Annotated in this window: 14 protein-coding genes and 1 pseudogene; 6 read left to right on the forward strand and 9 right to left on the reverse strand. The window is 44.1% G+C overall.

Annotated features, from left to right (window positions below; genetic code table 11):
* Positions 1-297: 297 nt before the first annotated feature.
* Positions 298-1,203 (forward strand): LysR family transcriptional regulator, encoded by a 906-nt coding sequence (locus I6E86_RS08785; protein ID WP_197177075.1) that lies wholly within the window; start codon positions 298-300, stop codon positions 1,201-1,203.
* Positions 1,204-1,368: 165 nt separating this feature from the next.
* On the opposite strand, the gene I6E86_RS08790 is transcribed toward I6E86_RS08785, so the two are convergent.
* Entirely contained in the window at positions 1,369-2,187 is an 819-nt protein-coding gene (locus tag I6E86_RS08790; RefSeq protein WP_197177077.1) for a DODA-type extradiol aromatic ring-opening family dioxygenase, read from the reverse strand.
* Between the two features lie 26 nt (positions 2,188-2,213).
* Positions 2,214-2,666: a DoxX family protein gene (locus tag I6E86_RS08795; RefSeq protein WP_194365306.1), complete on the reverse strand. Its 453-nt coding sequence runs from the start codon at positions 2,664-2,666 to the stop codon at positions 2,214-2,216.
* A gap of 196 nt (positions 2,667-2,862) precedes the next feature.
* On the opposite strand from I6E86_RS08795, the gene I6E86_RS08800 reads away from it, so the two are divergent.
* Positions 2,863-3,783, forward strand: a complete 921-nt coding sequence (locus I6E86_RS08800) for a LysR family transcriptional regulator (protein ID WP_197177079.1) — start codon at positions 2,863-2,865, stop codon at positions 3,781-3,783.
* A 197-nt stretch (positions 3,784-3,980) separates the two neighbouring features.
* Here the strand turns inward: I6E86_RS08800 and I6E86_RS08805 are convergent, their stop codons facing one another.
* From I6E86_RS08805 to I6E86_RS08815, 3 genes are all read right to left on the reverse strand, one after another.
* On the reverse strand, positions 3,981-4,748 hold the full coding sequence (locus I6E86_RS08805) for an NAD(P)H-binding protein (protein ID WP_197177081.1): 768 nt from the start codon (positions 4,746-4,748) through the stop codon (positions 3,981-3,983).
* A 154-nt stretch (positions 4,749-4,902) separates the two neighbouring features.
* Positions 4,903-5,340: an antibiotic biosynthesis monooxygenase family protein gene (locus I6E86_RS08810; RefSeq protein ID WP_197177082.1), complete on the reverse strand. Its 438-nt coding sequence runs from the start codon at positions 5,338-5,340 to the stop codon at positions 4,903-4,905.
* A 110-nt stretch (positions 5,341-5,450) separates the two neighbouring features.
* A complete protein-coding gene (locus I6E86_RS08815) occupies positions 5,451-6,200 on the reverse strand; it encodes an outer membrane protein (RefSeq protein WP_197177084.1) in 750 nt (249 codons plus the stop codon).
* 191 nt (positions 6,201-6,391) lie between these two features.
* Here I6E86_RS08815 and I6E86_RS08820 point away from each other — a divergent pair, with 191 nt between their 5' ends.
* Positions 6,392-7,294, forward strand: a complete 903-nt coding sequence (locus I6E86_RS08820) for a LysR family transcriptional regulator (protein ID WP_197177086.1) — start codon at positions 6,392-6,394, stop codon at positions 7,292-7,294.
* Between the two features lie 198 nt (positions 7,295-7,492).
* On the opposite strand, the gene I6E86_RS08825 is transcribed toward I6E86_RS08820, so the two are convergent.
* The gene (locus I6E86_RS08825) at positions 7,493-7,795 is read right to left on the reverse strand and encodes a putative quinol monooxygenase (RefSeq protein ID WP_197177088.1); all 303 of its coding nucleotides are present in this window, start codon (positions 7,793-7,795) and stop codon (positions 7,493-7,495) included.
* A gap of 386 nt (positions 7,796-8,181) precedes the next feature.
* A complete protein-coding gene (gene cadR, locus I6E86_RS08830) occupies positions 8,182-8,595 on the reverse strand; it encodes a Cd(II)/Pb(II)-responsive transcriptional regulator (RefSeq protein WP_197177095.1) in 414 nt (137 codons plus the stop codon).
* A gap of 210 nt (positions 8,596-8,805) precedes the next feature.
* Here cadR and I6E86_RS08835 point away from each other — a divergent pair, with 210 nt between their 5' ends.
* Positions 8,806-10,971: a heavy metal translocating P-type ATPase gene (locus I6E86_RS08835; RefSeq protein WP_197177097.1), complete on the forward strand. Its 2,166-nt coding sequence runs from the start codon at positions 8,806-8,808 to the stop codon at positions 10,969-10,971.
* Between the two features lie 412 nt (positions 10,972-11,383).
* On the opposite strand, the pseudogene I6E86_RS13895 reads toward I6E86_RS08835, so the two are convergent.
* Positions 11,384-12,290: pseudogene (locus I6E86_RS13895) on the reverse strand (LysR family transcriptional regulator).
* 116 nt (positions 12,291-12,406) lie between these two features.
* Between I6E86_RS13895 and I6E86_RS08850 the strand changes: the two are divergent.
* Both I6E86_RS08850 and I6E86_RS08855 read left to right on the forward strand, forming a co-directional pair.
* Positions 12,407-13,306 carry an SDR family NAD(P)-dependent oxidoreductase gene (locus I6E86_RS08850; RefSeq protein WP_197177103.1) on the forward strand — a complete coding sequence of 300 codons (900 nt, stop codon included), beginning with the start codon at positions 12,407-12,409 and terminating at the stop codon, positions 13,304-13,306.
* Between the two features lie 44 nt (positions 13,307-13,350).
* Positions 13,351-14,403 (forward strand): zinc-binding alcohol dehydrogenase family protein, encoded by a 1,053-nt coding sequence (locus I6E86_RS08855; protein WP_197177105.1) that lies wholly within the window; start codon positions 13,351-13,353, stop codon positions 14,401-14,403.
* Positions 14,404-14,853: 450 nt separating this feature from the next.
* On the opposite strand, the gene I6E86_RS08860 is transcribed toward I6E86_RS08855, so the two are convergent.
* A complete protein-coding gene (locus I6E86_RS08860) occupies positions 14,854-15,981 on the reverse strand; it encodes a M14-type cytosolic carboxypeptidase (protein WP_197177107.1) in 1,128 nt (375 codons plus the stop codon).
* Positions 15,982-16,050: the final 69 nt, after the last annotated feature.

The following is a 16,050-nucleotide window of genomic DNA, read 5'->3' on the forward strand; positions in this document are numbered from 1 at the left end:
TAACTTGTGATTGTGTGTCACTCATTATGCTAAAGGCCCTTGAAAACCAAAAATGTAAATGGCAGCCATGACGATGATGCCACAGAATAGCACGTAGTAGAAGGTAGATAAAAATAGTGATTAGAACCTTTTAAACCGCCATACACAGTGATTGGTCATTAGTGTATCGACTAAATATTCAAAATTCCCTAAAGTATTCTACGCCTTGTCAATCCATTGATATATTGTATCAAAGGACAATGTTATTTTCCTTTTTTGGTATAATAGAAAACACATTATCCCAGTTGGAGCACAAGTATGGTCAAAGCTGATGACATGGTTTTATTCGTTCAAGTGGTTGATGAAGGGTCGTTTTCTAGAGTCGCTGAAAAGCTGTCTTTAACAAATTCAGTCGTCAGCAAACGTATTGCAAGGCTAGAAGAGAATGTCAATGCTCAGCTGCTTTATAGAACCACCAGAAAACTAAGCTTAACCGACGCGGGTAGAACGCTGTATAACAAAGCCAAAATTGCCAAAATCGCTTTTCAAGAAGCCGAAAATGCCATAACCGGTTACGGTGAGGACATGAAAGGCAACATACGTATCACTCTACCAGTGGTATCTGCTAATTTGATATTGAGTGACTCGATTGCCAAATTTTGTAAAAAATACTCTCAAATATCGGTGGATTTGCAAATCACCAATCGGTTGGTTGATTTAATAGAAGAAGGCTTTGATCTCGCCATAAGAACCGCAGAGCTTGAAGACTCATCACTCATAGCAAAGCGTTTGATAGATAGCCAGTGGGTGATATGTGCGACACCGGACTACTTAAAGCAACATGGTACACCTCAAACCCCTGAACAATTACAGAATCATGAGTGCTTGGTCTATAAATTTGATAATGCGACTAACGACATATGGCCACTATATATAGATGGAACAGAGCAACTGCTCACGGTGCATGGGCAGTTTCATAGCAATCACCTTGATGCGATTAAACGCGCCACGCTGAACGGTTTAGGGATTGCTTTTTTGCCACAAGCGCTTGTGTACGAAGAAATGCAGCAAAATAAGCTCACGCAAATCTTGCAACGCTTTACCCGAAAAAGAATGGGCATGTATGCGGTGTACCCTAAAGCGAGGCAGCCTGATCAAAAACTGAAACTGCTGATTGCCCATTTACAAGAGTCATTGCATGAAAAACAGGCTTATTACTGCTAAGTAATATGCCTGTTTTGCTGCGTGCTATAGTCAATCAATGTTAAAAATGATACAAGGCAGACGAACGCAAGTACTACAGTAGTAGGCTAAGAGAGTCTAACGCCGTAACACTTTAAGAGTGGTTCGACTATATTATGTCTGAAGGACTCAAGTAACTTCTGTTTATCAGCCAAACTGAAACGCTGAAATTTGAGTGCTCATTACTTGTTCAGAATAGATTTTTTCCCCTCGATCTTTTTCTGCCGCGCCAATGGCAACCATAAGAGGTAGTAGATGCTCCTCCGCCCCTAACATATGAGACTCAAGAGCATGAGGGGCTTGCGACCAATTACTAAGCGCCGTCCATCGATTATCAGTATTATCTGCAACCGCTTCAGTTAGCCATTCGTCAAACACCTCTGACGGGCCCGTGAAGTTTGAATCGCCATAGCCGCGCATATTATGAAAGCTCATGCCGCTGCCTACAATCAATACGCCTTCATCACGTAATGAAGCAATTGCGGCGCCTACTGCTAAATGTGCTTTAGGGTCTAAATCACTGCGTAGCGACAGTTGCACCACTGGAACATCTGCGTCAGGAAACATCAGCTTTAGCGGGATAAACATACCATGATCAAAGCCTCTTGACGCATCCTGATGATTGTTCAATCCTGCATCAGTGAGTAACTGACCAATTTTTCTAGCCAATATCGGCGCACCAACGGCGGGGTACGTAAGCTGATAAGTATGCTCAGGGAACCCATAATAATCATAAATCAATGCAGGTTGCACGCCAGCGGTAATACCAAAATCTGATGTTTGCCAATGGGCGCTGACCACCAAAATAGCTTTGGGCCGCTGCGGTAATCGACTTGGGAGTGCGGTTAAAAAATCAGCCATTAAATCCCAAGTATCAGTGGGTTTCCAGTCCATAAAAAAGCAAGGCCCTGCACCATGAGGTATAAAAAATACCGGCTGCTTGACTGTTTCTGACTTAGTGTTCATGAGCGTCACTCCTTTATGTATAACGGTTAAACGCGATCGAACCTTTCTGACAATGCTTTATCCATACTAAAAGAGCCACCGCCTTGTATCGCCAAAGCAATCAAAGCCACCATCAGTACCAACGCATACTCATAACCGCCGTTATCAGCAAACAGTCCATTACCGATATGAACCGAGAAAATAGCGACGAGCATGGTGAATGCAGCGACGAGCGCAGCAGGTCGTGTGAGTAGCCCTAGTACCAAAGCAAGACCACCAAAGAACTCAGCGCCGCCTGCCAATATGGCCATGAGCAAACCGGGTTCCATGCCGATGCTGCTTAGCCATTGCGCCGTTCCTGCCAAGCCATTACCACCAAACCAACCAAACAACTTTTGCGCGCCATGTGCGGCCAAAATCAAACCTACTGGCACACGAAGTATTAATGCGGCCGTTCCTGCTTTAGATGTTAGAACTTTATTAACGATTGAGGTTTTCATGTTTGATGACTCCATAATATTTATTTTAAAAGGGATGTTTAATCTGTTGGAATAACCATACTTTACTATCAACATAACGAAAGAGTAAGATAGCTAATATTGAATGATTAACAACACAGCGTTTATAATCATGTTAATAGTAAAATACTGATGCACACTCAATAAAACAACGAATCAATAAAAACGAGTCAATAAAATGGACAGAATCGATGCAATGCGCGCTTTTGTGGCAGTGGTGATCGACGGCAGCTTTAGTAATGCGGCAAACACCTTAAACCTGTCGCCACAATTGGTCAGTAAGTATGTCTCTAAATTGGAAGAGCAGCTTAATATCCGTCTGTTGAACCGTACCACTCGTAAAGTAAGCCTGACAGAAGCGGGTAGCCATTACTTTGGTCATGCCCAGCAGATTTTATTAAGTATTGATGATATGGAGTCAAAACTGGGCGGCTTACAACAGCTTCCTAAGGGCGTCTTGCGTATCAGCGCACCCGTCTCTTTTGCTTTAAAACACATGGCTAAGTTAATCACTGACTTTCAGGCATGCTACCCTTCCGTCACTGTTGATCTACAGCTGAGCGACCGAAAAGTAGATATTGTTGAAGAAGGGTTTGACATTGCACTGCGTATTGGACAGCTTAAAAGCTCATCGCTGATTGCTAAAAAAATTGCACCCATTCGAGTGGTGTTATGCGCATCGCCTGACTATCTAAAAATTCACGGGACACCCGAGCGACTGGAGGATTTAGAGATGCATCGCTATCTGCATTACAGTTATATGAATGTAGACACCAAAGGACAAATCTTTAAATATCTAAAGGCAAAACAGCTCAAGGAGAGCAGTGTTTTTCGTAGTAATAACGGCGACGTACTGGTAGAGGCCGCCATTGAAGGGGCGGGCTTGGTGTTGCAACCGACTTTTATTGCCAGCCATGCCCTAAATGCTGGCAAGTTAGTCATCGTTCTCCCTGAACATGAACCCAACTCTATCGGCTTATATGCTGTTTATGCCCATAGAAAGCTGCTGACTCATAAGGTGAGGTGTTTTATTGATTTTATGGAAGGCTACTATGGCACACCGCCCTATTGGGATAAATATATAACCACAACCCACTGATGTGTTTTATACAACACATAACCATGCCTTTACAGCACGCAGGGTATTGCCAAAACACACACTTGGTTAATATCATTTGCACACAGTCACTTACTGGTCTGTTAGTTTTGAGTTTTTAAGTTGGTCAAAGTAATCATCCCAGCCAATATGTTCACGACCCGCTGCTTTGGCAAAGTCACTGTTGTTATCCATCGCACCTATCGATATCTGCTCATAAATGCCCGCACAACTGTACCCATAAACTGGCCTAACTCGTTGATCCGGTCTTGCCTATACGCGTCTACAGTCATACTGCGATAGGTCAGCGCCGTATCAAAGGCTTCGTTTAAATACTGCGTGAGCTGTTGCTGGGTAATGGGGTTGCCATTTAGGTTGTAAATGTTGGCATAATGCTTGGCTTCGGTGAGCATTTGACCATATGCAACGGCCAATTCTTCGTGAGTGGTATAACCACATCTGCCCTCGCCTGCACAATTGACAATCACGCCCTGCGCTTTATAGCTGTCAATATAGTCCACATCAGGCTCGATGTAGATGCCATTACGCCCTATAACCCAGTCAAGCCCACTGTCTTTTATATCCTTCTCGGTCTGCCAATTGCTTTTTACAATGGGGGCAAATGCTGCTTGAGTACTAGACCCTTGGATACTGGTATACACTATTTTTGTCACGCCGCTTTTCTTTGCAGACGCAATCACATTACGGTGTTGCCCGATACGCTTGTCAGGCTCATCCATACTAGACACCAATAAAACCGCATCCACACCCTGTAATGATGCCTCAAGCTGTCGGGCGTCATCATAATCGCCTGCTCTGACCTCCACACCATATTGCTCGGTCAGAAACTGGGCTTTGATAGGGCTACGTGCCAGCGCAATAATATTGTTTGCTGGATGCGTCTTTATCAAAGACTCAATAATAGCAGAACCCAACTTTCCGTTCGCTGCTGTAACTGCTATTTTCATCATGATTCCTTAATACGAGTGATTGGGGTCTGTTAAATAGACCCTTCCTAAATTCAGCAATAATAATGATAGTGATGAAGTGGCCCGTTGCTAGCCTTGAAGTAAAATAGCCCAATGCACTGAGTGTTTACTGGCCATACGAAGCAATGAAAATCTATTTATCCACCAATGTATAGCGGTTCATTTTCATCGTGTCTAGATCCAAACTGCCCATAAACTCGGCAGCAATAGGGGTTTTAGTAAAGCTTTCCATTGATGCATCCGCATCTGCCAAACTCGCCCAATGCACCATCACCATCCATTCGCCGTTTTTGCCCATTGCTGACTCACGAGAGACAAAGCCCTTTTGCTTTGCCACATGGTCGACTTCGACAGTGTGGTCTAACTTGGCAAAATCAGTATATGATACGTTTGGTTTGAGCGTGAACGATGCGATCTCAATCACTTTGGCAGTTGACTCAGTGGCAGCCCCGCTATGATGAATGTCATGGTGCTGAGCTTGATGAGCAGGTTTTATGTTATTACACGCAGTGAGCGCCAGAGCGCCAATAACAGCGATCGTCAGTAACTTGGTTTGATGAATAAATGTCATGAGATTGTCCTTTAATTGAGTGATAAAGCGATACTGTAAAGTATGACTGGGTAGCAAGTGAGGTATGCTGTCAACGCTGCATACGGTGGATGTTGCACACTACAAAAATATTAAAACTGATAGCGTACACCTAAGTTGATTTCGTGAGCTGATGCATTATCAACCTCAAACCCATCGCTGAAATTGTCTTGTCCTGTTTGCACGTCACCAAAGTTAATGTATTGATACTCACCATATAGATGAGTACTTGGTGTTAAGGCATAACTGGCACCTGCCCCAACATTCCATGAAAACTCGTTTGAATCGCCATCAGTATAATTGTCATAATAGCCATCAGCTTTTCCATCATACACATCAAAACCTGCGACACCCGTACCACCTAACCGAGCTTCATACTCATTACTTGAGAGTCCAATACCTGCTTTTACATAGGGCGTCAGTGAGGCGTTCATTGGAAAATCATAGAATCCTTCAACGGTCATGGTCACGCTTTGCATCTCACCATCTAGCAGGTATTGCTCTCCTTCACGGGCACCCGTCCCATATCTAGTGTCATTAATATCAAATTCTCGTTTTGCTAAGCGACCCTCTATACGTAGGTTTTGATTAAAAGAATATCCAAGGCCAATACCGCCAACCATGCTATCGTCTGCGTCAAACGAGCTTGGAAAGTCTTTATCATTGGCGATATTATTGCCGTATGCTTGTGAGTCGCCATCAGCCACGCTATAGCCCATTTGGGCAGTGCCATAGAGATGATCTGATACATTTGCCATTGCAATAGAAGGCACTGCAAATGCACATAACAGGGTAAAGATAGAGCCTGTTTTTACTCGGGTTAGATTGACTAGCGTTGTCATCAAAGTTCCTTTATACGATGAGTAGTAGGTGCTAAGTAGCGTGAGCTAACGGTGTTAAAACCTTTAAACATAAGCAACAGAATGAATCTATAAGGCTGAGTACATATTCAAAAATTAACCATTGCCATAGCATGACGACTACTTTATGCTAAAAACTCATGCATAAAAACAGGGGTTTACCCATACTAATTATGAAAGATTTCGATTATTTGTCACTAAGTGGTCAGCACTTGCTCATATTTACTACTTTACATGAGGTCGGCACAGTGACAAAAACGGCCGAGCAGCTTGAGCTGACACAATCCACCATCAGTCATAGCTTACAAAAGCTGAGGCAAATATTTGATGATGAACTGTTTGTGCGCTCCGGTAGAAGCGTCAAGCCGACCCAGCGTAGTGAGTACTTGTACAAAGAAATCAAACCGCTACTAGTACGGCTTAATGAATTGACTGAACAGCAAGCGTTTGAGCCAGCACTAGCGCATTTTGACTACACGGTATTGGCAAATGACTACCAAGTCGGCGTGTTTTTACCGCAGTTGTCGCAACTGATTGCAGCGCAAGTGGCGTCGTTTCACTTAAACATATTACCCTCTAGCAAGCCTGAGATTCAGCAACTTCGTCAAAACGATATCGATGTGGTGTTTTCACCATTTGCACTCGACCACAATGACATCATGAGCGTGCGTTTGTTTGATGATGTGGCAAGATGCTATTACGACCCTGCGTATCGCTCACCTCCATTGACCCAGCAAGATTTTGATGATGCCCGCTATGTAGGGCTGAGTTTTACCAAAGGTGAATCCGCCAGCCAAACACACAAAAGTATTATTCATGCGATAGATGATAAAACAGTGATACGTACCAGCAGCTTTGCGACTGTTGCCCTGTTCGTTGAAGGATCGGCGTTGATGGCGATTGCGCCAAGCAAATTGAATGCACTATGGTTTGCGCATTTAGACAGTGTGGCATTGCCGCATCAACCTACTCCTATGACCATGCGTATGCTGTGGCATAAAAAGTATCAAAATGATCCAAAGCACAAATGGTTCAGAGAGCAAGTGATGGCTTGCACCAAGGCTTTTAGACAGTGATTGTTAGAGAAGGCCAGCTAGCGTGCATTGGACAGCATGGCTCAGTGATAGGCATCTTTAGCTCAGTACTTAACTAGATGCTTAATAGCGCTTAAATACAAAAAAACCTCTCAAGCGATGATATATTTCGCTTGAAAGGCTTTTTCGATTACCCACCTTGATCTAGGCGAGTCTTTACGAACTGCGATCTAATGCTGTTTAGAGCGCAGTCATCTCAGTGATGACAAACTCATCAACCATGCCCTCTGACACTTTGGCATAGTGTTGAAAATGCGAGCTTTGTACATGCTGCTGCAAAGATTCGTTATTTTCCCAAATCTCATAAAATATAAAGCCATTAGGATTGGCATTGTCTTGATGCAAGGTATACTGAATACAGCCTTGATCCGTTTGCGATGCGGCTGTGAGCTTAAGTAGCTCAGATTTGATCTGCTCGGCATGCTCAGGCTTGGCTTTAATAGTGGCAACAACGGTTAGAGGTTTATTTGCTTGCGTGTTCATAACTGCTTCCTATGTTCAAATATTATACTTATTTAAAATACACTCATTTAGCCCTTTCATAGCGTATTGATTGTCTGTCATCACGCTACGTATGGTTGACTATATACCTCGTCATTCAATCCATTGTAATAAAAATGTTGTGATTCAAACAGTGGCCAAAGCCTGAAACACCTTAAATATTTTTTTGAAAATGCTTCAGTATTCATGACTCAGTATTGATAAGGCAGTTTTGATAAATCATAACAACAAACGCTTTACGCCAATACGCTCTCTGCCCGTTCAATCAAATATGCTTTAACAGCATTGAATAGCGGATCAATCTACTGCCTATATGAATGCACATAGTTATTTGGAAATATCTCTGGCATTAACAACTGTTATCCGTACTACTGACTATGACAGGAGTTATCAGCAAGCGCGTTTAATATGCCACATGACTTCGCGGGTGCCCTACTGACGCATTTCTGCCGCAAAACATTTAGATGCTGCTTTAACTGTTTTAATTCCTCTATACGCACTTCCACCGCATGAATATGTTCATCCAACAAGGTATCGAAATCACCGCAATCTCTGTTAGGTTCTTCCCAATACTGCAGTAAGGTACGTACTTCATTCAAGGTCATATCGAGTGTGCGACAGTGCAGGATAAACTGTAGACGTTCAAGATGGCTTTCACGATATAAGCGATAATTCCCCTCACTACGGGAAGGCTCTGGTAATAGTTTTTCTTTTTCGTAATAGCGAATGGTCTCCACGGTGGCACCAGTGCACTTAGCGAGCTCTCCAATTTTTATTAGCATAGTTATTCCAAAGTTATTCCAAAGTTATCTCACAGTTCTCTTGAAGTTATTTCAAAGTCATCTCAAAACCCGAAACATTAAAGTAACTATAAGGTTTAGCACTGAGAAAATCAAGTTTGTACAGTTACCTAAAAACAGCCTTGACTCTGAAGCCACTAGAGGGTTCACAATAGCGTTATCAAAAGAATTCTTATAGTAGGATGAATCATTATGCAATATCGTATTGAAGGTATGGACTGTGCCAGTTGTGTCAGAAAGATTGAAACTGCATTAGCACGTATGCCCGGTGTCTCTGACATACAGCTTAATTTTGCGACTGAAAAATTAGAGCTAACATTGGCCTCTGGTTCAGAAACTCAGTTCAGTGATGTCGAAAAAACCATCAAGCGCCTTGGTTTTGGTATATCTGCCACTACTGATCAAGCAATCGCAGCAGGCGGCATTGGTGACAATCCATTAAATACGCAGCAACAGCGTTGGTGGCAAACCCGAAAAGGCAAGCAAGTGGTTGGTCTCGGTATCCTGATGAGCGTCGCCTACGCGTTAGCATTAATTTTTCCTGATTATGGAATGTGGGCGTTTGCTATTGCCGTTATTGTGGGTGTTTTTCCCTTTGCCCGAAAATCTATGACCTTGGCAATGACAGGCACCCCGTTTTCAATTGAAATGCTGATGTCTATCGCGGCAATTGGTGCGCTTATCATTGGTGAAGCCGAAGAAGCTGCGGCAGTTGTCTTCTTGTTTTCAGTCGGTGAATTACTAGAGAGCGTGGCGGCTGATCGTGCCCGTGCTGGTATCAGAGCATTGGCATCATTGGTTCCAAAGACTGCGATTTTACTTGATGCACAAAGTGGACAGCGTGACGTTCCTGCAGTGTCATTGCAGGTCAATGATTTGGTCTTGGTACGACCTGGCGATAAGGTGTCTGCTGATGGTGTCATTGTTCAAGGTAACTCTAGTCTTGATGATTCACCCATCACTGGCGAATCCATACCCGTTGCTAAAGCCATGGGCGATGCAGTATTTGCAGGATCCATCAACATGGAAGGGGCGCTGCAAGTCCGCGTAGAAAAGACCGCGGCCGACAACACCATTGCGCGCATTATTACTCTGGTAGAGCAAGCGCAAGCCTGTAAAGCCCCTACTGCCCGCTTTATTGAAAAATTCAGTCGTTACTACACCCCAGCGGTGATGGCGATTTCCGCACTGGTTATTATCGTGCCGCCGCTAGCGATGGGAGGAGAATGGGCGACTTGGTTATATCGGGGTTTTGCACTGTTGCTAATTGCCTGTTCTTGCGCACTCGTCCTATCCACTCCTGCCGCCATCGCATCAGGGTTGGCTGTCGGTACCCGTCGCGGCTTACTCATCAAGGGTGGTAGCGCTTTAGAGACCATTGGTCGTGTGAATGTCGTGGCTTTTGATAAGACGGGTACGTTGACTGAAGGCAAGCCTCGCGTTACCGATGTTATTGCCTTTACACAGCAGCGCATAATACAAGAAAGTATGAAATCTGAAGGTCAGAATGAGATACTGGCGCTGTTTGCCAGTGTCGAGTCTGCCTCTAGTCATCCACTGGCAAAAGCGATCATTGATCATGCCAAAGCTACTAATATTTCTATACCAGTAGCTTCCAAGGCTTATGCTACTGCAGGCAAAGCAGTACATGCGACGGTAGCTGATCGTCCTCTAGCCATCGGCTCACCGGTTTATGCTGCCACTGAAACATCGATATCAGTAGAACAAAATGCACAAATTGAAGCACTCCAAAACGAGGGTAAGACGGTCTCCGTTCTGTTCGATGAGCAAAGCTGTGAAGTGCTTGGGTTGGTCGCGTTACGAGACGAGTTGCGAGATGATGCTCAGGCAGGAGTGTCTCAGCTCAAAGCGATGGGTGTGCGCTCTGTGATGCTTACAGGTGACAACCGTCTAACCGCTCAGACGCTTGCTAGTCATTTAGAGATAGAATGGGAAGCTGAGCTGTTGCCCGAAGACAAGCTGCGCTTGTTGAATGAGATGAAAGGTCATAGCAAAGTAGCGATGATTGGTGATGGTATTAACGATGCGCCAGCACTAGCAACCGCAGATGTTGGTATCGCCATGGGCGGCGGTACAGATGTCGCCATTGAAACGGCCGATATCGCCCTATTAAAAAGTCGCGTCACGGACGTCGCTCATCTCATTGCCCTGTCACGTGCCACCATGTCCAATATTCATCAAAATGTGATGTTTGCACTTGGTCTAAAATCCATATTTCTGATTACTACTGTACTGGGTATTACTGGGCTATGGATCGCCGTATTGGCTGATACTGGCGCTACCGTATTGGTCACGTTGAATGCGTTACGCTTACTGCGCTTTAAAGGGGCTAGATGATTGGTAACTTGCTCTAAAAATATATCGGGTATAGTCGGGCACAGCTATATCCGATATACCTTAAAAATGTATTCTTTCGCCAAATACTGTAGCTCTACACTTGTACCAAGTACAGGTAGTTCATCAGTTCAAAATAAAGCACCTTCAGGGTAAATGCCACTTATCTTGACTATGTGTACTTCATAAATTTCACCCAAATGATTTAACTCTGCCAACATTACAGTACAGCTTATAATACTGATCTTTAGATGACTAAAGCGATCTAATAGAGCATGCCTTTATGAACTGCCTAAGTCTATTAAGCTCTAAACTAAAGAGTATTCATATTGAATGTTAATATTTGGGAATACAATTGATTGTTTTCGAAGAAAGCAATTAATCTCCATTGGTCATTGGTTGCGTTGACTAAAACCTAAGCTAACACTCCCTCTACCCGCTCAACCAGATATTCTTTAACCTCATTAAATAGCGGATCTATCAAGCGCCGCTCTGGACAAATCAAATATAGCGGATAATTGGCCACTTGCCAGCCGTCCAACGCCACTTCAACCAATCGCCCTGCTTTTAAATCTGCTGCTATATCTAACTTTGATTTCAAGGCAATACCGCGACCGGCCACAGCCCAGCGCCGAACCACATCGCCATCTTTATTTCGCCGATTGCCCGCTACTGCCACACGCTTTACTTTGCCCTCTTTCTCAAAAGTCCATTCGCTCAAGTACTTTTCATCATGCCCCAAACACAAGCAGTTGTGCTGACTCAAATCCTCAGGGATTTTCGGTATGTCCATACCACTATCCAACTTATCTAGGTATTCTGGCGAGGCACACAATACAGGACTATTTTTCAACGCAATGGGCAGTGCCACCAGTGATGAGTCTTTGGGTGCCATAGCGTAGCGCCATATCAATTTGCTGACCGTATAAATCCACATAGCTGTCTGACATATGCAGCTGCACCATCACTTTTGGATAGATGTCTATGAAGTCATCTAGCCAAGACAAAATCAAGTTTCGACCCAAATCTGACGATGCAGACAACCGAATCGTACCTGTCAGCTCGGCATCATTATCATGCAATCCTGCATAAGCGTTGTCTAAAATAGCCACGGCATCTTGGCAATGCTTTAAATATTGCTCACCTTTACTGGTCAAACGCAGTCTACGGGTTGAGCGAATAAACAGCACCGTTTCAATTTCGGCCTCTAAGCGTTTTACTGCTGCACTCACCGCTGCTGGCGACAGATCTAAGTGGCGCGCACAGGCAGACAAACTGCCCAAATGAGCAGCCAAGCATAATATATATAGACTTTCAAAAATATATTGAAAGTGTTTTCGCTGACGGCTACTGTTTAATGTTAATCAAACGCATTACTATGAGTCATCATTAAGAACAACAGATGGATAAGAATTCTTAAAATACATAAGGACAAAAAATGAAAAAAAATATTTTAATCACAGGCAGTACCGATGGTATTGGTAAATTAGCCGCTATAAAACTTGCACAACTGGGTCACAATATCTATCTGCATGGTAGAGATGCCAATAAGCTTGCCGATGTGATTGCAGAAGTCAAAACCGCTGCCCGCCAAGCTGGTCAGCAAGTAACTATTGAAGGTTTCGTGGCTGACTTTGCTCTATTGGCTGATGTTAAAGAGATGGCCAACGCGGTGATAAGTAAGTTTACAGCTGCCAGAATACATTTGGATGTACTGATTAATAATGCGGGTGTGTTCAAAGTAGCAAACGCTCAGACAGAGACAGGGTTAGACGTGCGCTTTATGGTGAATTACTTTGCCCCTTACCTATTAACCCAAGCGTTACTACCGTTAATGAGTGCATCAGCGGTCAAAGAATCTAACGACACACCTAGCGACAGCATACCTGCCCGTATTATCAACTTAAGCTCGGCGGCGCAGCAAACCGTGTCACTAGCCGCCATGGCAGGAGATACAAAGCTGAGCGATCAAGACGCTTATGCACAGAGCAAACTGGCATTGACCATGTGGAGTATGGCACTGGCCGATCAGGTAGCGAGCGATAACATCAACGTGATCGCCGTCAACCCCGGCTCATTGCTCAATACTCGCATGGTCAGTGAAGCTTACGGACAGTACTGGTCTCCAGCAGATAAAGGGGCCAATATTTTGGTCGCATTGGCAGCGGACGATGCGTTTACCACCCAAACTGGCCAGTATTTTGATAATGACATTAAAGACGGTGAGCGTAGTGATGAGAGAGGCGAATTTGGCACACCTCATAACGATGCCTTGAACCAAACGGCTATTAATACGCTAATACAACATACCCAACAGATATTAACGCCTGCACTATAATTTTTATTATATACCCACAAACACATATATTTAGGACTATGACTATGAAAGCAATCGGCTATCAAGACAACTTACCCATCGATAATGAGATGGCGCTACAAGACATCACTCTAGACACACCGGTGGCATCAGGTCGTGACGTTTTGGTAGAAGTAAAAGCCATCTCAGTCAACCCTGTCGATTACAAAATCCGTGAAGCAAGACCTGCAGCAGAAGGTGTGTTTGCCGTTATTGGCTGGGATGCTGCGGGTGTGGTCACCGCCGTTGGCGAGGATGTTAGCTTGTTTTCAATAGGCGACCGCGTCTATTACGCTGGTGATTTGACCCGCTCAGGCAGCAATGCCGAGTACCAATTGGTTGATGAGCGTATTGTAGGACGTATGCCAGAATCACTGTCATTTTCTGAAGCCGCCGCCCTACCTTTAACCACCATCACAGCGTGGGAGATGTTGTTTGATCGTTTGCAAGTGCCCGTTGCTCCTAGCGAAAATGTTGATGATACAAAAACGACTGAAAGCCGCCCGACTATTTTAGTGGTGGGCGCAGCAGGCGGCGTAGGTTCAATCATGACTCAGTTGCTAAAAACCAGAACGCAGGCAGTAATTATTGGTACTGCCTCACGAGATGAGAGCGTGAATTGGTTAAAAGCGCTAGGCGCAGACTATGTGATTAATCATCATAATCCATTATCAGACGAGCTAAAAAAAACAGGCATTACTGAAGTGGATTATGTGGTGAGCCTTAACAACACCGAAGAGCATTACGCTGAAATCATCAAATGCCTAAAACCTCAAGGCAAATTGGGGCTCATTGATGACCCTAAAACCCTAGATGCCAACGCATTGAAACTAAAAAGCTTGAGCCTCCATTGGGAATTTATGTTTGCCCGCTCAATGTTTAACACGCCTGACATGATTGAGCAGCATCGCCTATTAAACCAAGTGGCCACCATGATTGATGCCGGCAAGCTAAAAACCACGGTGGCTCATGAGCTGGGTGCTATTACTGCTAGTAACTTACGCCGCGCTCATCAAATGCTAGAGAACAGAGAAGCTCACGGTAAAATCGTACTTGAAGGCTGGTCTGTTAAATATTGATACCATGCTGATGGAAGGCATATAGTCAGCGAACTACTAAACCGCTACGGTGTTACCCTCCCTAGAGGTACTATATGTACAATCTGCGGTCGGCTGCCTTGTAGCTGTTTTAGACTTCTTTGACTATAGTTTTAAAAGCAATTGATGACGAGTTTGACCTGCGTAGCAAAGACTATTCTACGATGTCCGTCATCTCATTTGACTACCGTCATGAGGATGACTTTAATTCAAAAATATCCAAGTCACGCTTGAGTGAAGAAGCTATTTTTACTAAGGCCTAGTGCCTGTTAAACATTCAAACCATTACTGTCGCTCATGCATAATAGTTAAAGGGTTGTTCTGCCGATATATTGGCAGAACAACCCTTTTTTTAATCGCTAACGTATCAGAGCTGTCTCATCATTTAGCTTGTAAGGCTTAAAATGAGATTATTTGCCACTCATGCCTTCATTAGCGTAAGTCATCAACCACAGCCAGCATAGCAATTAGTGAGGCCTCACCTAATTTAATAGAACGCTCTGGCGACCAACCCATCTCATCATCGGGCAGATTATCATTGTCTTTGAACGGCATCTCTAACGTATTAGCAAGGCAGTCAAAATACTCCGCCACCCAGTTCGTTGCGACTGTCATATTGGCCGTGTTTGGTGCATCTATCTCATAACCTACCTCAGACTGAAAGTCGGCACTGGCCAGCTTTAACACCTCGGAAAACTTATCTCGCAGTGTGGCCAATTTGTCGTTATAGCTTGGGGTGCCTTGTGATCCCGCCAAAAACACATACGGCAATGCCTCGTCACCATGCACATCATAAAAGAGATCAACGCCGGTTTCTTTCATTTTACGAATCACATGAAATACTTCAGGGCTTTTCTCTAAACTTGGGCTTTCCCATTCACGGTTTAGATTAGTCCCTACTGCATTAGTACGCAAATGCCCGCGCACGCTACCGTCAGGATTCATATTGGGCACGATATAAATATTCGCTTTGTCCAGTAAAGATTTAGCAGTGGCATTATCGCTATCCAATAAGGCATATAACAAACCTTCGACCAACCATTCAGCCATCGTCTCCCCTGGGTGCTGACGCGCCGTGATCCAGATATTGCGCTTATTGGCAGCAGCATCACCGATTTTGACCAAGCTTAAATCACGCTTATCAAGCGTTTCCCCTAAATGCTCTAAAGTGACGAGCGGATGAGTCTGTACAGCCGCAAGCAGATCTTGGTGACGCTCATAACTGTACGGGGCAAAATACGCAATTTGGATGGTGTCACATTCTAATTCAACCGCTATGGTTAGTGTGCCATCGGTATAAGAGGTTGGCACACGGAACCACTCCTGACGGTCATAAGACGCAACTGCTTGGTAGTTCTCCCACCCTTCAAGGTAGGATGCCTCACCTGCATTCATGATATTGAGAATATACTGCTCTCCAATCTGACCTGATAGGCGAAAGTTAAACCATTGGAAAAACTCGCCGCCGACGTCTGGACGAATGGCCAATTGGATATTATTTTTATCTTTTACATTAATGACGTCAATATTGCCTGCGTCGAAGTTAGCAGTGATGCGCATTGTTGTTCCTTATTATTGTTGATGAGCCATGCTGAGCATAAATGATTCCCAATACACAGGATAGAGACG

Source organism: Psychrobacter sp. SWN149, from assembly GCF_015864565.1.
Classification (GTDB): Bacteria; Pseudomonadota; Gammaproteobacteria; order Pseudomonadales; family Moraxellaceae; genus Psychrobacter.

Coding starts and splice junctions, on each gene's coding strand:
- I6E86_RS08785 (WP_197177075.1), top strand. CDS start 298: ATGGTCAAAGCTGATGACATGGTTTTATTCGTTCAAGTGGTTGATGAA.
- I6E86_RS08790 (WP_197177077.1), bottom strand. CDS start 2,187: ATGAACACTAAGTCAGAAACAGTCAAGCAGCCGGTATTTTTTATACCT.
- I6E86_RS08795 (WP_194365306.1), bottom strand. CDS start 2,666: ATGAAAACCTCAATCGTTAATAAAGTTCTAACATCTAAAGCAGGAACG.
- I6E86_RS08800 (WP_197177079.1), top strand. CDS start 2,863: ATGGACAGAATCGATGCAATGCGCGCTTTTGTGGCAGTGGTGATCGAC.
- I6E86_RS08805 (WP_197177081.1), bottom strand. CDS start 4,748: ATGAAAATAGCAGTTACAGCAGCGAACGGAAAGTTGGGTTCTGCTATT.
- I6E86_RS08810 (WP_197177082.1), bottom strand. CDS start 5,340: ATGACATTTATTCATCAAACCAAGTTACTGACGATCGCTGTTATTGGC.
- I6E86_RS08815 (WP_197177084.1), bottom strand. CDS start 6,200: ATGACAACGCTAGTCAATCTAACCCGAGTAAAAACAGGCTCTATCTTT.
- I6E86_RS08820 (WP_197177086.1), top strand. CDS start 6,392: ATGAAAGATTTCGATTATTTGTCACTAAGTGGTCAGCACTTGCTCATA.
- I6E86_RS08825 (WP_197177088.1), bottom strand. CDS start 7,795: ATGAACACGCAAGCAAATAAACCTCTAACCGTTGTTGCCACTATTAAA.
- cadR (WP_197177095.1), bottom strand. CDS start 8,595: ATGCTAATAAAAATTGGAGAGCTCGCTAAGTGCACTGGTGCCACCGTG.
- I6E86_RS08835 (WP_197177097.1), top strand. CDS start 8,806: ATGCAATATCGTATTGAAGGTATGGACTGTGCCAGTTGTGTCAGAAAG.
- I6E86_RS08850 (WP_197177103.1), top strand. CDS start 12,407: ATGAAAAAAAATATTTTAATCACAGGCAGTACCGATGGTATTGGTAAA.
- I6E86_RS08855 (WP_197177105.1), top strand. CDS start 13,351: ATGAAAGCAATCGGCTATCAAGACAACTTACCCATCGATAATGAGATG.
- I6E86_RS08860 (WP_197177107.1), bottom strand. CDS start 15,981: ATGCGCATCACTGCTAACTTCGACGCAGGCAATATTGACGTCATTAAT.